This is a genomic window from Roseibium sp. (assembly GCF_048260565.1).
Lineage (GTDB): Bacteria > Pseudomonadota > Alphaproteobacteria > Rhizobiales > Stappiaceae > Roseibium.
In genome coordinates, this window is the sequence record NZ_JBLXGP010000009.1 from 64341 (window position 1) to 82236 (window position 17896).

The following is a 17896-nucleotide window of genomic DNA, read 5'->3' on the forward strand; positions in this document are numbered from 1 at the left end:
GAGTTTTGAGTGGCCGACCAGTTTTCGCTTCGCTGCTGGGGTGCGCGCGGCTCAACGCCGACGCCAGGTGCCAGCACGCTCCGCTACGGCGGCGAAACGACCTGTTTCGAAATTCGCGCCGGCAATTCGCTTGTGCTGGTCGACTGCGGCTCGGGCGCGCGGAATTTCGGCGCGGATCTGTGCAAATGCGAACCAGTCACCTTCGACCTCCTGTTCACCCACACCCATCTGGACCACATTTGCGGACTGCCGTTCTTCAAACCCGCCTACGACCCCCGCTTCGAGGTGAACGCGTGGGCGGGGCACTTCCTGGACGAAACCAGCCTGGTGGATATCGTCGAACGGATCATGTCGCCACCGATCTTTCCCGTTGCCGCGAAAACCCTGAAGGCGGTGAACTTCCGCACGTTTCAGGCCGGTGAGATCCTGCCGCGCAATGACGACCTGGTCATCCGGACGGTCCGCCTCAATCATCCCGGCGGCGCCTGCGGCTACCGGTTCGACTACCAGGGCAAGTCGATCTGCATCATCACCGACCACGAGCATGGCGACCCGGAGATCGATGCCAATGTCCGCGGGTTCGTGGAGGGGGCCGATGTCATGATCTACGATGCCATGTTCACTGACGACGAATATGAAACCTACAAGGGTTGGGGACATTCCACCTGGCAAAAAGCCGTCGCCCTTGCCCGGGAAGCAAACGTCACGGTGCCGGTTCTGTTCCATCACGACCCGCGCCGGTCCGACGACGAACTCGATGAGATCGGCTTGGCCGCAGACGCAGCCTATCCGGGAACGCTGGTTGCGAGCGAGGGCATGCTGCTCACGCCATAGCCGCGTTCTGCCGATCACGCGGGATCACAAAGCGTGAAGAAGGCTTGCCGTCGCCCGCAAACCGTCCAATTCCGGACGAAACTACCGTATCATGCCCGATACGAAACAGGCGAGACGGCGATGGCGGGAATTCGAGATACGGTCAGATCGATTTTTCGCGGCGGACTTCCGGAAACGGGAATACCCGAACGGGTCCGTGTCGAATTCCGGAAGCGCGAAGCGGAGTCGGAGCGGCTGATCGGCTGGGTTCAGCTTGCCCTTGTCCTGTTCTTCTCCACTCTTTACGCCATTGCCCCGCGCGCCGAAGGTACCGCCGGGTTCAATTTCGTTCCGCTTGCGCTTGGTATCTATTTTCTTTTCACACTCGTCCGGCTGGTTCTCTCGTACCGGATCATCCTGCCGACCTGGTATCTGATCGTCTCCATCGGCGTCGACATGGCGCTGCTGGTCGGCCTGATCTATTCCTTCCATATCCAGTACAATCAGCACCCGACCTTCTATCTGAAGGCGCCGACGCTGATGTACATGTTCATCTTCATCAGCCTTCGCGCCCTGCGCTTCGATCCGCGCTTCGTGCTGACCACCGGCTTCGTCGCGGTGTGCGGCTGGGTCGGCCTTGTGCTCTATGCGGTTGTCGCGGACATGGGCGGCATGCGCGTCACCCGAAACTATGTCGAATACCTGACCAGCAATTCCATTCTGATCGGTGCGGAACTGGACAAGACCGTCGTCATCATCACGGTGACCGCGATCCTTACCGCCGCGCTCTACCGGGGCCGGAAGATGATGATGGCCTCCATACGGGAACAGACGGCGGCAAGCGACCTTCGCCGCTTCTTCGCGCCGGAGGTTGCCGCTTCCATCACGGGCGCCGAAGACCGGTTGCAGGCCGGCGAAGGCGTCTTGCGGGACGCGGCCATTCTCTATGTGGACGTCCGCAACTTTACCCGGACGGCCAGCAACCTGCCGCCTGAAAAAGTCATGGCCGTGCTGGCCGCCTATCAGGATACGTCAGTCGCCGTAATCGAACGGGCCGGCGGCCGTGTGGACAAGTTCCTCGGCGACGGCATCCTGGCGACCTTCGGCGCGATCCAGCCGTCAGAGACCTACGCCGCGGATGCCCTCAGAGCCGCCCGGGCGGTTGTCCTGGCGACCCGGGACAACAAGGACCTGTTTCAGGCTGCGGGCTGGCCGGGCGACTTCAGGATCGGGACGGCCGTTGCCGCCGGTCCTGTGACCGTGGGTGTCGTCGGCGCCCATGACCGCCTCGAATTCACAGTCATCGGAGACGCAGTCAACCGCGCCGCCAAACTGGAAGACGCCAACAAGCAGGAAGCCTCCCAGGCACTCACCGATGCCGCGACCTGGGACCTGGCCGTTGCCCAGGGGTATGACGGGACGCCTGCGCAGGACCGCATGTCCCGCCCGATCAGCGGTCTTGCCGTCCCATTGGACCTCAAGGTGCTCGCTTAGAGCATCGGGCGATTTCATCCCGCCGGTTGCATTCGCAATTGTATTTCTGCCCTTGACCTGACGTGTATTTCAGGCCAGTTTCCGACCTTCAGTTTACGTCAAAGTAATAAGAATAAAAAATATGACGTAATATCAATATCTTATTGAGATTGGTGCGGAGGCAATATGCAACTTAACGATAAAATCGCCGCGGTGGTCACCGGCGGGGCATCCGGCCTGGGTGCCGCAACGGCACGTATGCTGGCTTCAGAGGGCGTCAAGGTGGCGCTGTTCGACCGCGACCAGACGCAGGGCGAAGCGGTCGCAAAAGAAATCGGCGGCCTGTTCGTCAGTGTCGATGTCACCGACCAGGCAAGCGTCGAGGCCGGCTTTGCGACCGCCCGTGCGGCCCACGGGACAGAGCGCATTCTGGTCAACTGCGCCGGGATCGCCCCGGTCGCCAAGACCACCTCGCGCGGCGAACCCCATCCGATGGACATGTTCGAGAAGGTGATTGCCGTCAATCTGGTCGGCTCCTTCCGCTGCATTGCGCTGTCGTCCACCGCCATGGCGGAACTGGAGCCGCTGAACGAGGACGGCGCGCGCGGCGTGATCGTATCCACCGCTTCCGTCGCCGCCTTTGACGGTCAGATCGGACAGGTCGCCTATGCGGCTTCAAAGGCCGGGATCGCCGGCATGACCCTGCCGGTCGCCCGCGACCTGTCCAAGGCGGGCATCCGTGTCATGACCATCGCACCGGGCATTTTCGAAACCCCCATGCTGCTCGGCCTGTCCCAGGAAGTGCAGGACAGTCTCGGCCAGCAGGTGCCCTTCCCCTCCCGTCTGGGACGGGCAAAGGAGTATGCCCAACTCGTCAAGTCTATCTGCGAAAACGACATGCTGAACGGCGAAACCATCCGTCTCGACGGCGCCATCCGCATGGCGCCCCGGTAGGTCTGTGCTTCTGGCCTCAGGCCAGAAGGGGATCGCCAGAATTCACGCAAAAGGCGGCTTGTCCTCAAGCCGCCTTTTGCATGCGCATCATGACTGTTTCCGGCACACTCACCCGCGCGGCCGGGCAACCGGTCCCTAGGGGTAGCTCACCACTTCGAACTCGATGCCGTCGTCATCGTCGAAGTAGAAGCGGCGACCCGGTTCGTAGTCGGCGTGGTTGTGCGGCGTATAGCCCATGGCCTTGACCCTCTCCTCGGTCGCATCCAGGTCGTCGACGACGACGCCGACATGGTTGAGCCCGCCCCGTGTGGTGTAGCTGTCCGGCGGATCCTTCGGCTTTCCGAGCGAATAGACCGCCACATAGGAACTGCCGTTGCCGACATGAACCGTGAAGCCACCGGCCTTGGCTTCGCCCTGCCAGCGGACATGCCAGCCAAAAAGATCGGCGAGCCTTTGCGCGGTTTTCAACGGGTCGCTGACGGTGATGTTGACGTGTTCCAGAAATGCTTCGGCCATCGGCCTTCCTCCTGTTTGACTTGAACAGGTTCCTGATCTACGACCTAAACCTTACTTGAGGTCAAGGGGTAGGCAAAAAATTATGGCACGCACCAGAGGCAGCGACCTGCTTTCGATCGGCGACCTGGCGGCACGGACCGGCCTGTCCGTGTCCGCGATCCGTTTTTACGAGACGAAAGGGCTGGTGACGCCGGCGCGCAATGCCGGCGGCCAGCGCCGGTTCCTGCGCTCCGATATCCGCCGGCTTTCCTTCGTGCTGATCGCCCAGGAATTCGGCTTCACCATCGCCGAAATCGCCGATCACCTGAAGTCCCTGCCGGAAGGCAGAACACCGACGAAACGGGACTGGACGCGGATCAGCCGGACTTTCCGCGGTCATCTCGACAGGAAGATCGAAACCCTTAACCGGTTGCGTGATCGCCTCGACGGCTGCATCGGCTGCGGTTGCCTCTCGCTGGAAAGCTGTGCGCTTTACAATCCGCAAGACCGCGCCGGCCACAGCGGGACGGGACCGCGTTTCGTGATCGGACCCTCGCCTTCCGACCTGGAGCAGGCCGATCAGGAAAAGACGGGACGGTAACTTCTTTTTTCATGTCTGCGGCTAGTCTTCTGCCAACAGAGCGGGAGACAAAACATGGTTTGCAATCACATTCGCCTCTTGGCCGCCGTCGCAGTGCTTGCGATCCCGGGCCTGCCGGCGGTGACGTCAATGTCACATGCGGCAGATGTCTCGATTTCACCGGCCGCAAAACCCAAGTCGCCGGAGCCGCCGGCCGTTCAAAAGCCGAAGCTGCCCGCTTCGGAAGAAAAACCCGCCGAGGCTCCCGCCGAAACACCTTACAAGAAGGTCATCGACGTCTTCACCGGCGACACCACCATCGCCGGCGAGAAGGTGAGCTTTCCGGTGGAAAATCCGGGTATCAAGTCCCTGATCGTCACAATGGAACCGGGCGAGAAGACCGCCTGGCACCAGCACGGCACCCCTCTTTACGCCTATATCCTGGAAGGGGACCTCACGGTGACCTATGAAGGCATCGGCGAACGCCACTACAAACCGGGCGACGGCTTCCTGGAGGCCATGCACGTGACCCATCAGGGGCATAACACGGGCACGACCCCCGTGCGTATCCTTGCGGTGTTTCTCACCGGAGACGGCGACAAGCCGACGATCCCGGAAAAGGCACCAAGCGGCTCGCAGTGAGCCCGGGTTTCAAGCCGCGCGGCTTTTACAGCCGCGCAAGCAGATCCTCCGTCGGCCAACCGTCCGCAGGCATCCCGAGTTTCTTCTGCACCTCCTGCACCGCATGGCGCGTGCCCGAACCGAGGATGCCGTCGATCTTGCCGACGTCATAGCCGAGGCCCTGAAGCTTCGTCTGGAGCTGTTTCATCTGCGGATCGCTCAGGCCCGGCTCCGGATTGCCGTGGTTATAGACCTGCGCGCCGCCCAGGCGGGTCGCCAGATAGGCCGCTGTCGTCGTGTAGACGAAGGACTGGTTCCATTCCAGATAGATGTCGAAGTTCCGATAGGCGAGAAACGCCGGTCCCTTGCGCCCCTGGGGCAGGATCAATGCCGCAGGCACGTTGGCGATCGAGCCCTGGCGCGCCTTCACACCCATACCAGCCCATTCGCTGCCGTTCCGGCGCTGATCGAGTCCAGTCGTTTCCCACGGGAAATTGCCGGGAAGACTGACTTCCTGCAGCCAGGGCTCGCCGCGCTTCCAGCCCAGATGCTGAATGAAGTTGGCGCCGGTCAGGATCGCATCGGCGGAACTGGCCTTGACGTTGACGTGCCCGTCATTGTCGCCGTCCACGCCGAAGCGGATGATATCGGCCGGCAGCATCTGCACCTGGCCGATCTCGCCGGCCCAGGCCCCGGTGGTGCCGCGCGGGTCGAGATCGCCATGCTGGACCATTTCGATCGCCGCGATCAGCTGAGGCCGGAACAAGTGCGGCCTGCGGCAGTCATGGGACAGGGTCGCCAATGCGTTCACCGTATTGAAATCGCCCTGGTACCCGCCATAATCGGTTTCCAGCGCCCAGAAAGCGGTAATCACCGGCGCGGGAACGCCGTAGTCCTTTTCCGCGCGGTTAAAGACGCGAGCCCACTTTTTCATATTGGAGGCGCCGTGCTGCAGCCGGTAACTTGAGATGGCGCGCTTGGAGAAGGTCAGGAAGTCCAGCTTGAACACCCCTTGCGCCCGGTCGCGGGACAGGACCTTGCGATCGATCTGCGCCCCGGAAAGCGTGCGGTCCGCTGCCCGCGCCGACAGGCCGGAGGCGACCGCCTCCTGCTTGACGCCTTCCAGAAACTGCCTGAAGTCGCCACCGCAGGGGACTTTGGCAAAAGCTGGCGAAGCAACTGCGACCGTAAGGCCGGCAAGGACGGAAACGGCGGTGCGCGAGAGAAGGTTCATGGGCGGTCTCTGATCGAACGACATTCAGGGCAAAACAGACAAGATTTTCGGGCACAGTTGACGTTGCCGTATCCACAACGTCAACAGGCTTTCAGGAATTCTCCACGGAGACACAGGCCAAACAGCAGGAAAACAGCGCACCTTTCACTCAGGGGCAGCCGCTACCCGCACGGATTGTTCCATCCGGCAATGGCGGGATCGGCTGAGTGGTCGCCGAAGACGTACAGCCGGGCGTGACGTTCGGGCTTACCGTCGGGTCCGGTTGGTAATTCGCCGGAGAGTTTTCATTGACGCACATCTGGTAGGCCATATCGTAAAGCGACTGCCAGCCTTCGGGCGTCGACCCCATGTTATCCAGGACGCTCAGCGCAGCTCCGGCACGCGCGCCACGTCGCGCGCCGCTGCGACCGGCCCATGCGCCTCCGACAATGGCGCCGCGCATACCCTCGTCGACCATGTCCCCCGTCGGGTCGCCACTGCCTGCGTGGGCGTCGGCATAGTCTCGTGCGTAGTCTTCGCAACTTGAGATACTGCCGCCGGCGTGGCTCTGCGCCGTGCCAAGCAGGACCGATGTCGCGGCCAACAGCATGGCAAGCGACCTCAGACTGAATTTCGCGGCCTGGGCGGAATGAAGATAATCCGGTTCGGATCCGATCATGGGAACCTCTCTCGACTTTTTGGTTTGGTCGGCCGGAGTGTGTTTCATCCGGCTTGCCTCACCCTTGTCTGTCGCGGGAACATGCAAGCCGGATGTTAGGTCCGAAATCCTAACATCCGGATACTTTTCAATCCCGGCCAGATTCCTCTGTTCCCGTGAACGTTATCCCTTGCCGTCGACATATTTCTTACCGACAAAGCCGGTCTGACCACCGATGTTTACGGCACACCACCAATTATCGCAGGATCCGACACCGACCGAGGTCCCTTTCGGCACGACCGTCAGAACCGGAGCGTCCTTTTCGGCCGCGCTGCGAAGATTGACGTCGGCCGTCACCGTCGAGGTTTCCGTCATCGGCCCCGCCGCCAATGTATTTTCAGAGTTTGCCGGGAAGCCAGGCGTGACGACAGGTGCCGCTGTGGCAATTTCGGTCTCGCTGGCTGCCTCGCCTGGTCCTTCCTGCACCGCATTTCCGAAGCCTACCGATGACGACTTGCGCGCGGCGGAAGAAATCGCCCGCTGGGCATCATCCCGGCCCGCATGAGGATTGGGGACCGATGCGTAACCGAGAACAGGCGGAGACGACCGGGCGAGGGAACGTTCCGATGCCCCCGCCTGCCTGACGGCGCCGGCATTTCCGGTCCCTTCCAGCGGTATTTTTGCGAGACGGTCCTGGTTCTTGATCTTTATCCTGATCGCTTCCGAATTGGCTTCCGCCGCCTTTGCGGAACTGAACCGCAGGTCAAACCCCGTTTTGCCCAAACCTTTCGCCTGTACCGGGGCGGATACGACTGTCCCGGTCGCCTGTGTCTGGTCCGTTGAAGTCTGCCCTTCAAGCGACACCGTCTTTACGGCAATCGTCCCGGCGTTCCGGTTCGACAGATGACCAGCGGCGTAAATCGTCGTTCCCGCAGCAACAACAAGCAGCAGCCCGGCAACCGAGGCAGCCGCAATCGGCGACAGGCGGAAACGTGGTTCGGCAAGCTTGTCCCCGGCGTTTTCAGCGAATTCGCTGATGGGGACCACCGGCGGCTTTCGCAGAACGTCCGGGATCATCAGATCGCCGTCGTCTTCAGCTTCGCCACCTCGCAAACGGGGCGGTGCTGCGGCAGGCGCCCGGACGACCGCCAATTCCGGACGCTCCCGGGTCTTTTCGTGCCCTTCTTTCGAGAAGTCGGGATTACTGTGAAATTCGGGCGCAACGATCGGCTGCGCGGATGGCGCGGAATATTTGAACATGGTGCCCTCCGTGGACCTGCCGAGCGCAATGTCATCGCACTCGAACGCCATTTCCCCCTACCCGGACTCTCATTAATTCGCGCCTATGTGGCGGTATCCGGACCGAAATCGGGCGAGCGTCTGGTATTCGCATGACATTTTCTGTTGCTCCGAACGGCAGGACGCTTGCGGAAGACCCGGTAAATATTTTAAGCTTAAAACATATGCTGGATGTCGAAAGGAGGGTCTGGACGGAAAGCACGATCAGGCGGGAGCCGCTTTCGCCGTTTGCGAAGTCTGAACGATTGTGTGCCGGACTGCCTTGCTATTAATCTGGCTCTGAGCCGGCAGAACCCTGAAGAAAAACAAATGAGTCGGGAAACTGCCCAATCAGGAATTCAAGAGGGGAAGACTATCATGAAACACATTCTGTCCGCGCTTGCGGTTGGCGCATCGATCGGCCTCGCCGGTCTTGGAGCAGCCACCGCCCCGGCCAGCGCCGAAAGCCTGAAAATCGGTTTCCTGGCCACCCTGTCGGGTCCGCCGGCGGTCCTGGGCCAGCACATGCGGGACGGCTTTCTGCTCGGCGTCAAACAGGCCGGCGGCAAGCTCGGCGGGATGGAGACCGAGGTCATCGTGGTTGACGATGAACTGAAACCCGATACGGCGCTGACCAAGGTTCAGGGACTTCTGGAGCGCGACAAGGTCGACTTTATGGCCGGCGTCGTCTTCTCCAACGTCATGATGGCGGTCTACAAGCCGGTCATTCAATCAGAAACGATCTTCATCGGCGCCAATGCGGGCCCGTCTCCGATCGCCGGCAAGGGCTGCAGCAAGTACTTCTTCTCCACTTCCTATCAGAACGACCAGAACCACGAGGTCATGGGCCGCTACGCCAGCCAGAAGGGCTATGAGAAGATGGTCGTCATTGCGCCGAACTACCAGGCGGGCAAGGACGCCATCGCCGGCTTCAAGCGCCATTACACCGGCAAAATCGCGGCCGAAGTCTACACCAAACTCGGCCAGCTCGACTTCTCCGCGGAACTCGCCCGCATCGCGGACCTGAAACCGGACGCGATCTTCACCTTCATGCCGGGGGGCATGGGCGTGAACCTGGTGAAGCAGTACTCCCAGGCCGGCCTCAAGGACGTGATCCCGTTCCTGTCCACTTTCACCGTCGACGAGACGACGCTGCCGGCCACCAAGGATCTGGCCGTCGGTCTTTATTCGGGCGCCGAATGGGCTCCGAACCTCGACAATCCGGCAAACGCCAGGTTCGTGCGGGATTTCAAGGCGGAATACGGTTATGCGCCCTCCCTTTACGCCGCCCAGGGCTATGACGCAGCTCAGCTGATCGACGGGGCGGTCGGCATGGCCGGTATCAAGGACAAGACGGCCCTTCTGTCGGCTCTGAACGCGGCTCCGTTCGAAAGCGTGCGCGGCGACTTCAAGTTCAACACCAACCAGTTCCCGATCCAGGACTTTTATCTGACGAAAGCGGTCAAGGACGGAAACGGCTATGTGACGGAGGCTGTCGAGAAGGTCTTTGACGACTTCGGCGACGCCTATGCCGGCTCCTGCCGCATGTAATAACCACCGCGGAAGAGACCGGGCCGTGTGTCCGGGCTCTTCCCCATACGACCTCAATCGACCGGACACTTCGTTTTGAGCACGACACTTCTGGCCGTTCAGACCCTGAACGGAATGCAGCTCGGCATCCTTCTGTTTCTGATCGCGGCCGGGCTGACGCTGGTCTTCGGCGTCATGGACTTCATCAATCTCGCCCACGGTGTCCAGTACATGCTCGGCGCCTATCTGGCTGTGGCTGCCTACAAGCTCACCGGCTCGTTCTGGCTGACCCTCCCGCTGGCGCTACTGGCAGCACTTGCCTGCGGCCTGCTGCTGGAGTTTCTGGTCTTCCGCCATCTCTACGACCGGGATCATCTGGACCAGGTGCTTGCCACCTTCGGCGTGATCCTGTTCCTCAACGAAGCCGTGAAGGCCATCTGGGGAGCCGCACCGCTCTCCGTTCCGGTCCCGGAACTGCTGGACGGCTCCATCCGGCTAATGGAGAATTTCAATTACCCGGTCTATCGGCTGGCCCTGCTGGCTGCCGGGCTTGGCGTGGCCGTCCTGCTTTATGTGCTGGTGACGCGGACCCGTGTCGGCATGCTGGTGCGAGCGGGCGCCAGCAATGCACCGATGGTGGCAGCGCTGGGGGTCAACATCCGCCGGCTCTTCATGATCGTCTTCGGCTTCGGCGCCATGCTGGCAGGCTTTGCCGGCATCATGGCGGCGCCGATCCTGTCGGTGGAACCGGGCATGGGCGACAATCTCCTGATCCTGGCCTTCGTGGTGATCGTGATCGGCGGCATCGGCTCGATCCGCGGCGCTTTTCTGTCGGCCCTCCTGATCGGCCTTGTCGATACGCTCGGGCGGTCCTTCGCAACCGACATCGCCCGGCTCGTCCTGCCGCCGTCGGCCGCCAATGATGTCGGTCCCGCCATTGCCTCCATGCTGATCTACATCCTGATGGCAGGCGTCCTGTTTTTCCGCCCGAGCGGCCTGTTTCCGGTCAGAAGCGCATGACCGGCACCCCCTCCCTTTTCCGCAACCGGATCGTTCCGGTCCTCCTGTTCTCGCTGCTGGCCCTGGTGCCCGTCTATGCGACCATCATGGATGACCGGTTCCTCCTTTTGTTCTTCACGCGCATTCTGGTGCTGGCCATCGTTGCCGTCAGCCTCGATTTCATCCTCGGTCTCGGCGCCATGGTCAGCTTCGGCCATGCCGCCTATCTGGGCCTCGGGGCCTATGCGGTCGGCATTCTGGCCGACAGCGATATCTGGGCCGCATGGATTTCGTTCCCGGTGGCCGTGCTGGTATCGGGCCTGTTCGCCCTGGTCACCGGTGCGATCTCGTTGAGGACGCGCGGCGTCTATTTCATCATGATCACGCTCGCCTTCGGGCAGATGGCCTATTTCACCGCCACGTCGCTCTCCGCCTATGGCGGCGATGACGGGCTGACCCTGTGGAGCCGTAGCGAATTCTTCGGCACGGCACTCTTTTCCGACGACACCTCGTTCTACTATCTGGTTTTCGGGGTGCTGCTGGCCGTCACGCTGCTTCTGAAGCGGATCGCCGCCTCCCGCTTCGGGCGGGTGCTCACGGGCGCCAAACAGAGCGAGGCTCGGCTTCATGCCATCGGCATCGATCCCTACCGCTACCGGCTGGCCGCTTATGTCATCGCCGGCATGATCGCCGGGCTTGCCGGTGCGCTGATGGCCAACCAGTCGGAATTCGTTTCGCCCGCCTATATGTCCTGGCAGCGGTCCGGCGAACTGATCGTCATGGTGATCCTCGGTGGCCTTGGGTCGCTGCACGGCGCCATTCTCGGCGCCATTGCCTATCTGGCGATGGAGGAAGTGCTCTCCAGCTATACCGAGCACTGGCGGCTGATCTTCGGCCCGCTCCTGATCCTGGTGGTGCTCTACGGCAAGGGCGGTCTTCTGGGCCTGCTGAAGGGAGGCGAAAAGTCATGACCGCTCCCATTCTCCAGTTGAAGAACCTCAACAAGGCTTATGGCGCCCTGCGGGTGACGAAAGATCTGTCGCTCGAGGTTTTACCGGGCGAAATCCATGCGGTGATCGGTCCGAACGGTGCCGGCAAGACGACGCTGATCGGCCAGATCGCGGGCAATGTCCACTCCGACAGCGGCAAGGTGATTTTCGCGGGCCGCGAAGTGACCGCCCTGCCGGTGGCACGGCGGGCGCAACTCGGCCTCGGCCGCTCGTTCCAGATTACCGCGATCCTGCCGGAGTTCTCCGTCCTGGAAAATGTCGCCCTCGGCGTTCAGGCGCATCAGGGACATTCATTCCACTTCTTCAAACCGGCAACGTCGGACGAAGGCCTCAACAGCAAGGCACTCGGTATTCTCAAGACGGTCGGGCTGTCCCACCGAGCGAACATCCGCGCGGGCGATCTCAGCCATGGCGAGAAGCGAGTGCTGGAATTGGCGATCGCCCTGGCAGGCGAGCCGAAACTGCTTCTTCTGGACGAACCCATGGCCGGGACCGGACCGGAAGAAACGAAAAACCTGGTGGAGGTCCTGCAGAGCCTCAAGGCTACCATTCCCATGCTTCTGGTGGAACATGACATGGACGCGGTGTTCCAGCTCGCGAACCGGATCTCGGTTCTCGTCTATGGCGGCATCATCGCAACCGGAACACCCGACGAAATCCGCAACGACGCGAAGGTTCGCGAAGCCTATCTCGGGGAGGACGAGACCGCATGAGTGCGCCGCTTCTCGAGGTTGAAAACCTTCAGGCAGGATACGGCGACAGCCGGGTCCTGTTCGATATCTCGCTGACCGTCAACCCGGGTGAGGTCGTGACCCTGATGGGCCGCAACGGCATGGGAAAGACGACGACGATCAAGACTGTTCTCGGCATGCTCAAGGCGGACGCCGGCGCGATCCGCATCGACGGTACGGATATGGCCGGGAAACCCTCCTACCGGGTTGCGCAGACCGGCCTCGGACTGGTTCCGGAAGGCCGGCAGGTGTTTCCGAACCTGACGGTCGAGGAGAATCTCGTCGCCACGGCTGCCCGGCGTGCCGGGAATGCCTGGACGCTCAAGACCGTCTACGGCCTGTTTCCCCGCCTCGAAGAACGCCGGCGCAATTTCGGCAACCAGCTTTCCGGCGGCGAACAGCAAATGCTCGCCATTGGCCGGGCGCTGATGACCAATCCGAAGCTTTTGATCCTCGACGAGGCGACCGAAGGCCTGGCCCCGCTGATCCGCGCCGAAATCTGGGCCTGCCTGAAAGGGCTCAAGGACCACGGCCAGGCCATTCTGGTGGTCGACAAGACGGTTTCCGCCCTGGAAAAGCTCGCCGACCGGCACGTGATCATCGAGAAGGGCAACACGGTCTGGACAGGCAGCAGCGCCGAACTTGCGGCCGACCCGACCATCAAGGCGCGTTTCCTGAGTACTTGAGGCTGATCGACGTCAGGAGATCTATCGGACCGGCTTGACCAGCCGCATCCGCCAGGTGACGCCTTTCTTGTCGGAGACCAGACGGTAGTCGTCGAGGACGTCCCATTTCGTCTCGTCGTCAGTCGCTTCCCAGAGCCGGGCAATCAGCTTGTTGGCGCCGCTTTCGGGGCGCTTGGGTGAGTACATGGACAGGGCAATGACGCCGTCCTCCTTCAGGAACGGCACGTAACGCGCAACAACGGCGCCCGGATCCTCGGCGAAATGCAGGACCTCGTTGAAGACGATGGCGGAAAAGGTCTCGCCCGGCTCCGGCTCGAAGCTGTGCATGTCGCCGGCACGAAGGGCGGCGATCTTCGGGTCGACATTGGCGATTTCCAGCGCGGCGGGCGCCAGATCCATGCCGACGTAGCGCTTGAGCCCCATGGGTGCCAGGCGTTCGTAGAGAAGCCCCTCGCCGCAGCCGATATCGAGCACGTCCGACAGCGTGTCTGTCAGGCTCAGCCACATGCCGATGATGCCGTAGCGGCCGCTTTCGGGAAGAGAGCGCAGAAAGGCCCAGCGGCCTGCTTCGTATTCCTCGTCCCAACCTTCGGCGGTACTGGCATTCTTCGACATGGTTTCTCCGGTTCTCATGGCGCCCGGCGCACACGAGGCACGTCCGGGCGCAGTCAAGCTATCAGACGATCACTTATAGGGATCTGCCGCGTCGCGCAAACCGTCACCGAGGAAATTGAAGGCGAGCACGACGATGATGATCGGAATAACCGGCGCCATCAGCCAGGGATAGACGGTGACGACCGAGATATTCTGCGCCTCGTTGAGCAGGACGCCCCAGGAAACGGACGGCCGCCTGAGCCCGAGGTTCAGGAAGGAGAGCGCCGTTTCGCCGAGGATCATGGAGGGAATCGACAGGGTCGCGGAAGCGATGATGTGGCTGGTGAAGCCGGGCAACAGGTGACGCCCGATCACGCGCCCGGGTTTTGCCCCCATCAGGACGGCCGCCTTGGCGTATTCCTCTTCGCGCAGGGAGAGCAGCTTGGAACGCACGGCGCGGGCAAGCCCCGGCCAGTCGAGCAGGCCCAGGATGATGGTCAGGCCGAAATAGATCCAGACCGGGCTCCAGGTCACCGGTAGGGCAGCCGACAGCGCCATCCACAAAGGCAGTTCCGGCAGGGAGCGCATGATCTCGATCAGGCGCTGGATCGCGCTGTCCAGGATACCGCCGAAATAACCGGCGATCCCGCCGAAGAACAGGCCGAGGACGATCGAAATCGCGACACCGACCAGACCGACGGTGAGCGACAGGCGCGCGCCGTAGATCAGGCCCGAAAGCTGGTCCCGACCGAGCCGGTCTGTACCGGCCAGAAACAGGGTTCCCCCCTTGGCCGGACAGAACAGGTGGAAGTCGGCGGTGAACAGCCCCCAGAACTTGTAATTGTCACCCCGGCAGAAGAAGCGGACCGGCTGAACCTGGGTCGGATCGGGCGTAAACACCCACTTCATCGCGGTCATGTCGATTTCGGACTTCATGCCGTAGACGAAGGGGCCGACGAACTTGCCCTCGTGGAAAAGATGCAACGGCTGGGGCGGCGCATAGAGGTGCAGGCTGTCGCGGGTGTTCGGCGTATAGGGCGCGATGACTTCGGCAAACGGCACGCAAAGATAGAACAGGATCAGCACCACGCCGGACCAGACCGCGATCTTGTGGCGCTTGAACTTCCACCACATGATCTTCCACTGGGACGCCTGGTAGTAGCGTTCCTGCTCGGGCGTCAGCGCTTCGGTCGTTGCCGGATTGAACGGCGTCGGGTCGACATAATGCTCGACCGCATTTTCATTTTCCGTACGTGTTCCGGTCATGACGCAGCCCTCCCCCCAAGACGAATTCGGGGATCAAGTACCGCCAGCAGCAGATCGGAGACCAGCATGCCGAAGAGGGTCAGAACGGCAACGAAAAGCAGGACGAAACCCGCCAGGTACTGATCCTGCGACTGCAGAGCGGTCAGAAGGACCGGACCGACGGTCGGCAGGTTCAGAACCACGGAGACAATGACCGATCCGGAGACCAGGGACGGGATCAGGTTGCCGATATCGGCGATAAACGGGTTCAGCGCCATCCTGAGCGGATATTTCACCAGGAGCCGGCGCTCCTTCAGGCCCTTCGCCCGGCCCGTCGTCACATATTGCTTATGAAGTTCATCAAGCAGATTGGCGCGCAGACGCCGGATCATGCCGGCCGTTCCGGACGTGCCGATCACGATGGTCGGAACGATCAGGTGCGCCAGAACGGACAGTCCCTTGGCGACACTCCAGGGCTGATCGAGATATTCCGGCGCCATCAGGCCGCCGACCGACAGGCCGAACCATCTGTTGAACAGATAAAGCATGATCAGTCCGAGCAGGAAGTTCGGCGTGGCGAGACCGATGTAGCCGAGGAACGTGAAGCCGTAGTCGCCCCAGGAATATTGCCGCGTTGCCGAATAGATTCCGATCGGGAACGAGACCACATAGACGAACAGGATCGTGGCGAAGTTCAAGATAACGGTCAACGGCAGCGTCGGACCGATCACGTCCTCGACCGGTTTGGCGAATTCGAACGACCAGCCCCAGTTGCCCTGTAGCAGCCCGTCGAAGCCATGGGGACCGTGCCAGAGCCCGACCCAGATCAGGTAGCGTTCGAAGAAGGGACGGTCGAGCGCAAATTCCTTGCGCATGAACTCCAGCTTGGCGATCGAGGCAGTTTCCCCAGACGACTTCAAGGCGGCAACCTGGTTGGAGATGTAATCCCCGGCAGGAAGTTCAATGATAAAGAAGATCAAAAAGCTGATTACAAACAGCGTCGGGATCATGGTGAGGATCCGCCGCACTATGTAATAAATCATAAAGACTGCCCCCGGCGCCCCCGTGCGCCCTTCGTCATTCCGATCAGGGTCCGGCGGCCGGACCCTGATCGATCTTTGGATTTCAATTGGCCTTAGTCGGCCATGAAGAACTCATCCATGCGGTGAATGCCGAATTGCGCGCCCGGATCCCAGCCGTAGATCGCCGTCAGGGGCACGTTCTGCACTCCGTTGATAACAACCGGCTGCGGAACTTCGGAAACCAGACCGATGTGGATGGTTTCATCGGCATGGATCTGCAGCATTTCCTCCCAGATCTTCGTCCGCTCTTCCCTGGAGGTCGATCCAAGCCAGGACTTGTAGAGTTCCATCAGGCGTGCCGCCGGCTCCCAATCGGGCTTTTCGCCGCCTTTTTCGGCGGTTTCATAATAGTCCGCCCATTGGAACCACGTCAGATCGTCCTCGCGGGTCGGCGCATAGTCCGACGGCGGCATTTCCGATGTCGGTATGCCGTTTTCGAAACCCCACCAGACCGACATGACAAGGTCGCCGGACACGGCCCGCTCACGCAGGTTGTCGCGCTGGCTCGGCTTGACGAAGAGCTTGACGCCGAGATCTTTCCAGTTTTCGCTCACCAGTTCCAGCGCATCCTCTTCGACCTGCCGTTCGCCGGAGGTTTCCAGGATGATTTCCAGGGGACGGCCGTCGGGCAAAATGCGGGTCCCGCTGCCGTCGCGCTCCGTCAGACCGATTTCATCCAGCAGCGCATTCGCTTTCTCCGGATCGTAATTCGCCCATTTGGTGCGGTACTCGGCCTTGTAGAGCGGGCTTTGGCTCAGGACCGTGTCGTTGCCTTCCTTGCCAAGGCCGAAGAAAAGCGTGCGGTTGATCAGAGTCCGGTCGATCCCGAGCGACAAGGCATGACGGAACCGGCTGTCCCGAAGAAGCTTGCGCCAGACGGGATCATTGGTTGTCAGGTTCGGCAGGATGGAAATTTCCGACCCCTTCGAGTTGGGCCAGAGCGCCGTCGTGTAATTCTGCTGCGCTTCGCCCTGCTTCAGAACCGTGATGTCGGAAAAGCTCAGGTTCCTGGCCTGGAGGTTGCTTTCGCCCGCCTGGGTCTTGGCCGCGATCAGCTTTCCGTCGGCAACGGTCATGATGACCTTGTCGATATAGGGAAGCTGCTGCCCCGTGCTGTCGACACGGTGGTAAAAGGGATTGCGGACCAGCGTGATCCGGCGGTCGTTGTCGCCGGAGGTCAGCATCCACGGCTGCAGCGTCGGCAGATCCGGGTTCCGCGCGTTGTACATGTCGTCCACTTTGTTGTGCAGCGGCGCCCAGCCGCGTGCCTTGGTCTTCGCCGCCTCGGCCTCGATGAAAGCCTGATCGCCGTACTTGTCGTGGAACTTCTTCAGGTAGTGCGCCGGGCGATAGATGAACGGAGGACGGGCCTTCGCCAGTTCCGGCAGGAACAGGGGATTGGGGTCTTCCCAGGTGTAACGAACGGTCGTTTCGTCCAGAACCTCGAATTTCGGAGGCTTGCCGTTGGCGAGCAGGAACGGCGGCAGGCCCGAGGGCGTCAGCTCTTCGTTGAGGACGATATCCTCGTAGAAGTAACGGAAATCCTCTGCGCCAAACGGCGCGCCGTCCGACCACTTGTGCCCCTTGCGGGTATGCAGGGTGAAGACGCGCCCGTCTTCGACATCTACGCTTTCCAGAATATCCGGCACGAGGTCGAGCGCCTCGTTATATCCGACAAGGCGCGCATATCCCCAGACATTGATCAGGCGGACGTCCTTGGACCGGCCGATCAGGGTATGAAGCGAACCGCCGTTCTTTCCGGTCACGCGGCCATTGGCCTCCATGTCGACCACAAGCGGCTCCGCCGGCACGCGTTCCGCGGTCGGCGGCAGATTCGGATCCAGGCCGGGAATTTCCTTGTAGTCGAGTGCATTGACGGGTGCGGCGATCATCATTGCCGCGACCAGAGCGGCGGCGCCGAAGACGCTCCAGCT

The 17896-nt window shown here is 61.6% G+C and carries 18 protein-coding genes; 10 read left to right on the top strand and 8 right to left on the bottom strand.

Features of this window, described 5'->3' with window-relative positions:
* The first annotated feature begins 9 nt into the window (after positions 1-9).
* The 3 genes from ACN0SO_RS18100 (at position 10) to ACN0SO_RS18110 (ending at position 3240) form a co-directional block, all read left to right on the top strand.
* Positions 10-834: an MBL fold metallo-hydrolase gene (locus tag ACN0SO_RS18100; RefSeq protein ID WP_417680124.1), complete on the top strand. Its 825-nt coding sequence runs from the start codon at positions 10-12 to the stop codon at positions 832-834.
* A 120-nt stretch (positions 835-954) separates the two neighbouring features.
* The gene (locus ACN0SO_RS18105) at positions 955-2307 is read left to right on the top strand and encodes an adenylate/guanylate cyclase domain-containing protein (RefSeq protein WP_417680125.1); all 1353 of its coding nucleotides are present in this window, start codon (positions 955-957) and stop codon (positions 2305-2307) included.
* Between the two features lie 165 nt (positions 2308-2472).
* Entirely contained in the window at positions 2473-3240 is a 768-nt protein-coding gene (locus tag ACN0SO_RS18110; protein ID WP_417680126.1) for an SDR family NAD(P)-dependent oxidoreductase, read from the top strand.
* Between the two features lie 135 nt (positions 3241-3375).
* Here ACN0SO_RS18110 and ACN0SO_RS18115 read toward each other — a convergent pair whose 3' ends face one another.
* Positions 3376-3756 (bottom strand): VOC family protein, encoded by a 381-nt coding sequence (locus ACN0SO_RS18115; RefSeq protein ID WP_417680127.1) that lies wholly within the window; start codon positions 3754-3756, stop codon positions 3376-3378.
* Between the two features lie 82 nt (positions 3757-3838).
* Between ACN0SO_RS18115 and soxR the strand changes: the two genes are divergently transcribed.
* Positions 3839-4336, top strand: a complete 498-nt coding sequence (gene soxR, locus ACN0SO_RS18120; RefSeq protein WP_417680128.1) for a redox-sensitive transcriptional activator SoxR — start codon at positions 3839-3841, stop codon at positions 4334-4336.
* Positions 4337-4390: 54 nt separating this feature from the next.
* A complete protein-coding gene (locus tag ACN0SO_RS18125) occupies positions 4391-4957 on the top strand; it encodes a cupin domain-containing protein (protein WP_417680129.1) in 567 nt (188 codons plus the stop codon).
* Between the two features lie 25 nt (positions 4958-4982).
* Here the strand turns inward: ACN0SO_RS18125 and ACN0SO_RS18130 are convergent, their stop codons facing one another.
* From ACN0SO_RS18130 to ACN0SO_RS18140, 3 genes are all read right to left on the bottom strand, one after another.
* Positions 4983-6170 carry a lytic murein transglycosylase gene (locus ACN0SO_RS18130; RefSeq protein WP_417680130.1) on the bottom strand — a complete coding sequence of 396 codons (1188 nt, stop codon included), beginning with the start codon at positions 6168-6170 and terminating at the stop codon, positions 4983-4985.
* 148 nt (positions 6171-6318) lie between these two features.
* Positions 6319-6828, bottom strand: coding sequence for a hypothetical protein (locus ACN0SO_RS18135; RefSeq protein ID WP_417680131.1), 510 nt, complete (start codon positions 6826-6828; stop codon positions 6319-6321).
* Between the two features lie 162 nt (positions 6829-6990).
* Entirely contained in the window at positions 6991-8067 is a 1077-nt protein-coding gene (locus ACN0SO_RS18140; RefSeq protein ID WP_417680132.1) for an SH3 domain-containing protein, read from the bottom strand.
* A gap of 396 nt (positions 8068-8463) precedes the next feature.
* Between ACN0SO_RS18140 and ACN0SO_RS18145 the strand changes: the two genes are divergently transcribed.
* The 5 genes from ACN0SO_RS18145 to ACN0SO_RS18165 all read left to right on the top strand — a co-directional run bounded on the left by ACN0SO_RS18145 (position 8464) and on the right by ACN0SO_RS18165 (position 13041).
* Positions 8464-9636 (top strand): ABC transporter substrate-binding protein, encoded by a 1173-nt coding sequence (locus ACN0SO_RS18145; protein WP_417680133.1) that lies wholly within the window; start codon positions 8464-8466, stop codon positions 9634-9636.
* A 114-nt stretch (positions 9637-9750) separates the two neighbouring features.
* Entirely contained in the window at positions 9751-10635 is an 885-nt protein-coding gene (locus tag ACN0SO_RS18150; RefSeq protein WP_417680272.1) for a branched-chain amino acid ABC transporter permease, read from the top strand.
* Positions 10632-11585 carry a branched-chain amino acid ABC transporter permease gene (locus tag ACN0SO_RS18155; protein WP_417680134.1) on the top strand — a complete coding sequence of 318 codons (954 nt, stop codon included), beginning with the start codon at positions 10632-10634 and terminating at the stop codon, positions 11583-11585. Before ACN0SO_RS18150 ends, ACN0SO_RS18155 begins: the two co-directional genes overlap by 4 nt.
* The gene (locus tag ACN0SO_RS18160) at positions 11582-12337 is read left to right on the top strand and encodes an ABC transporter ATP-binding protein (protein ID WP_417680135.1); all 756 of its coding nucleotides are present in this window, start codon (positions 11582-11584) and stop codon (positions 12335-12337) included. The genes ACN0SO_RS18155 and ACN0SO_RS18160 overlap by 4 nt, the downstream gene beginning before the upstream one ends.
* Positions 12334-13041: an ABC transporter ATP-binding protein gene (locus ACN0SO_RS18165; RefSeq protein WP_417680136.1), complete on the top strand. Its 708-nt coding sequence runs from the start codon at positions 12334-12336 to the stop codon at positions 13039-13041. The genes ACN0SO_RS18160 and ACN0SO_RS18165 overlap by 4 nt, the downstream gene beginning before the upstream one ends.
* A gap of 21 nt (positions 13042-13062) precedes the next feature.
* Here ACN0SO_RS18165 and ACN0SO_RS18170 read toward each other — a convergent pair whose 3' ends face one another.
* The 4 genes from ACN0SO_RS18170 to ACN0SO_RS18185 all read right to left on the bottom strand — a co-directional run bounded on the left by ACN0SO_RS18170 (position 13063) and on the right by ACN0SO_RS18185 (position 17857).
* A complete protein-coding gene (locus tag ACN0SO_RS18170; protein ID WP_417680137.1) occupies positions 13063-13656 on the bottom strand; it encodes a class I SAM-dependent methyltransferase in 594 nt (197 codons plus the stop codon).
* Between the two features lie 69 nt (positions 13657-13725).
* Positions 13726-14901, bottom strand: coding sequence for an ABC transporter permease (locus ACN0SO_RS18175; RefSeq protein ID WP_417680138.1), 1176 nt, complete (start codon positions 14899-14901; stop codon positions 13726-13728).
* Entirely contained in the window at positions 14898-15923 is a 1026-nt protein-coding gene (locus ACN0SO_RS18180; RefSeq protein WP_417680139.1) for an ABC transporter permease, read from the bottom strand. The genes ACN0SO_RS18175 and ACN0SO_RS18180 overlap by 4 nt, the downstream gene beginning before the upstream one ends.
* 92 nt (positions 15924-16015) lie before the next feature.
* On the bottom strand, positions 16016-17857 hold the full coding sequence (locus ACN0SO_RS18185) for an ABC transporter substrate-binding protein (protein ID WP_417680273.1): 1842 nt from the start codon (positions 17855-17857) through the stop codon (positions 16016-16018).
* Positions 17858-17896: the final 39 nt, after the last annotated feature.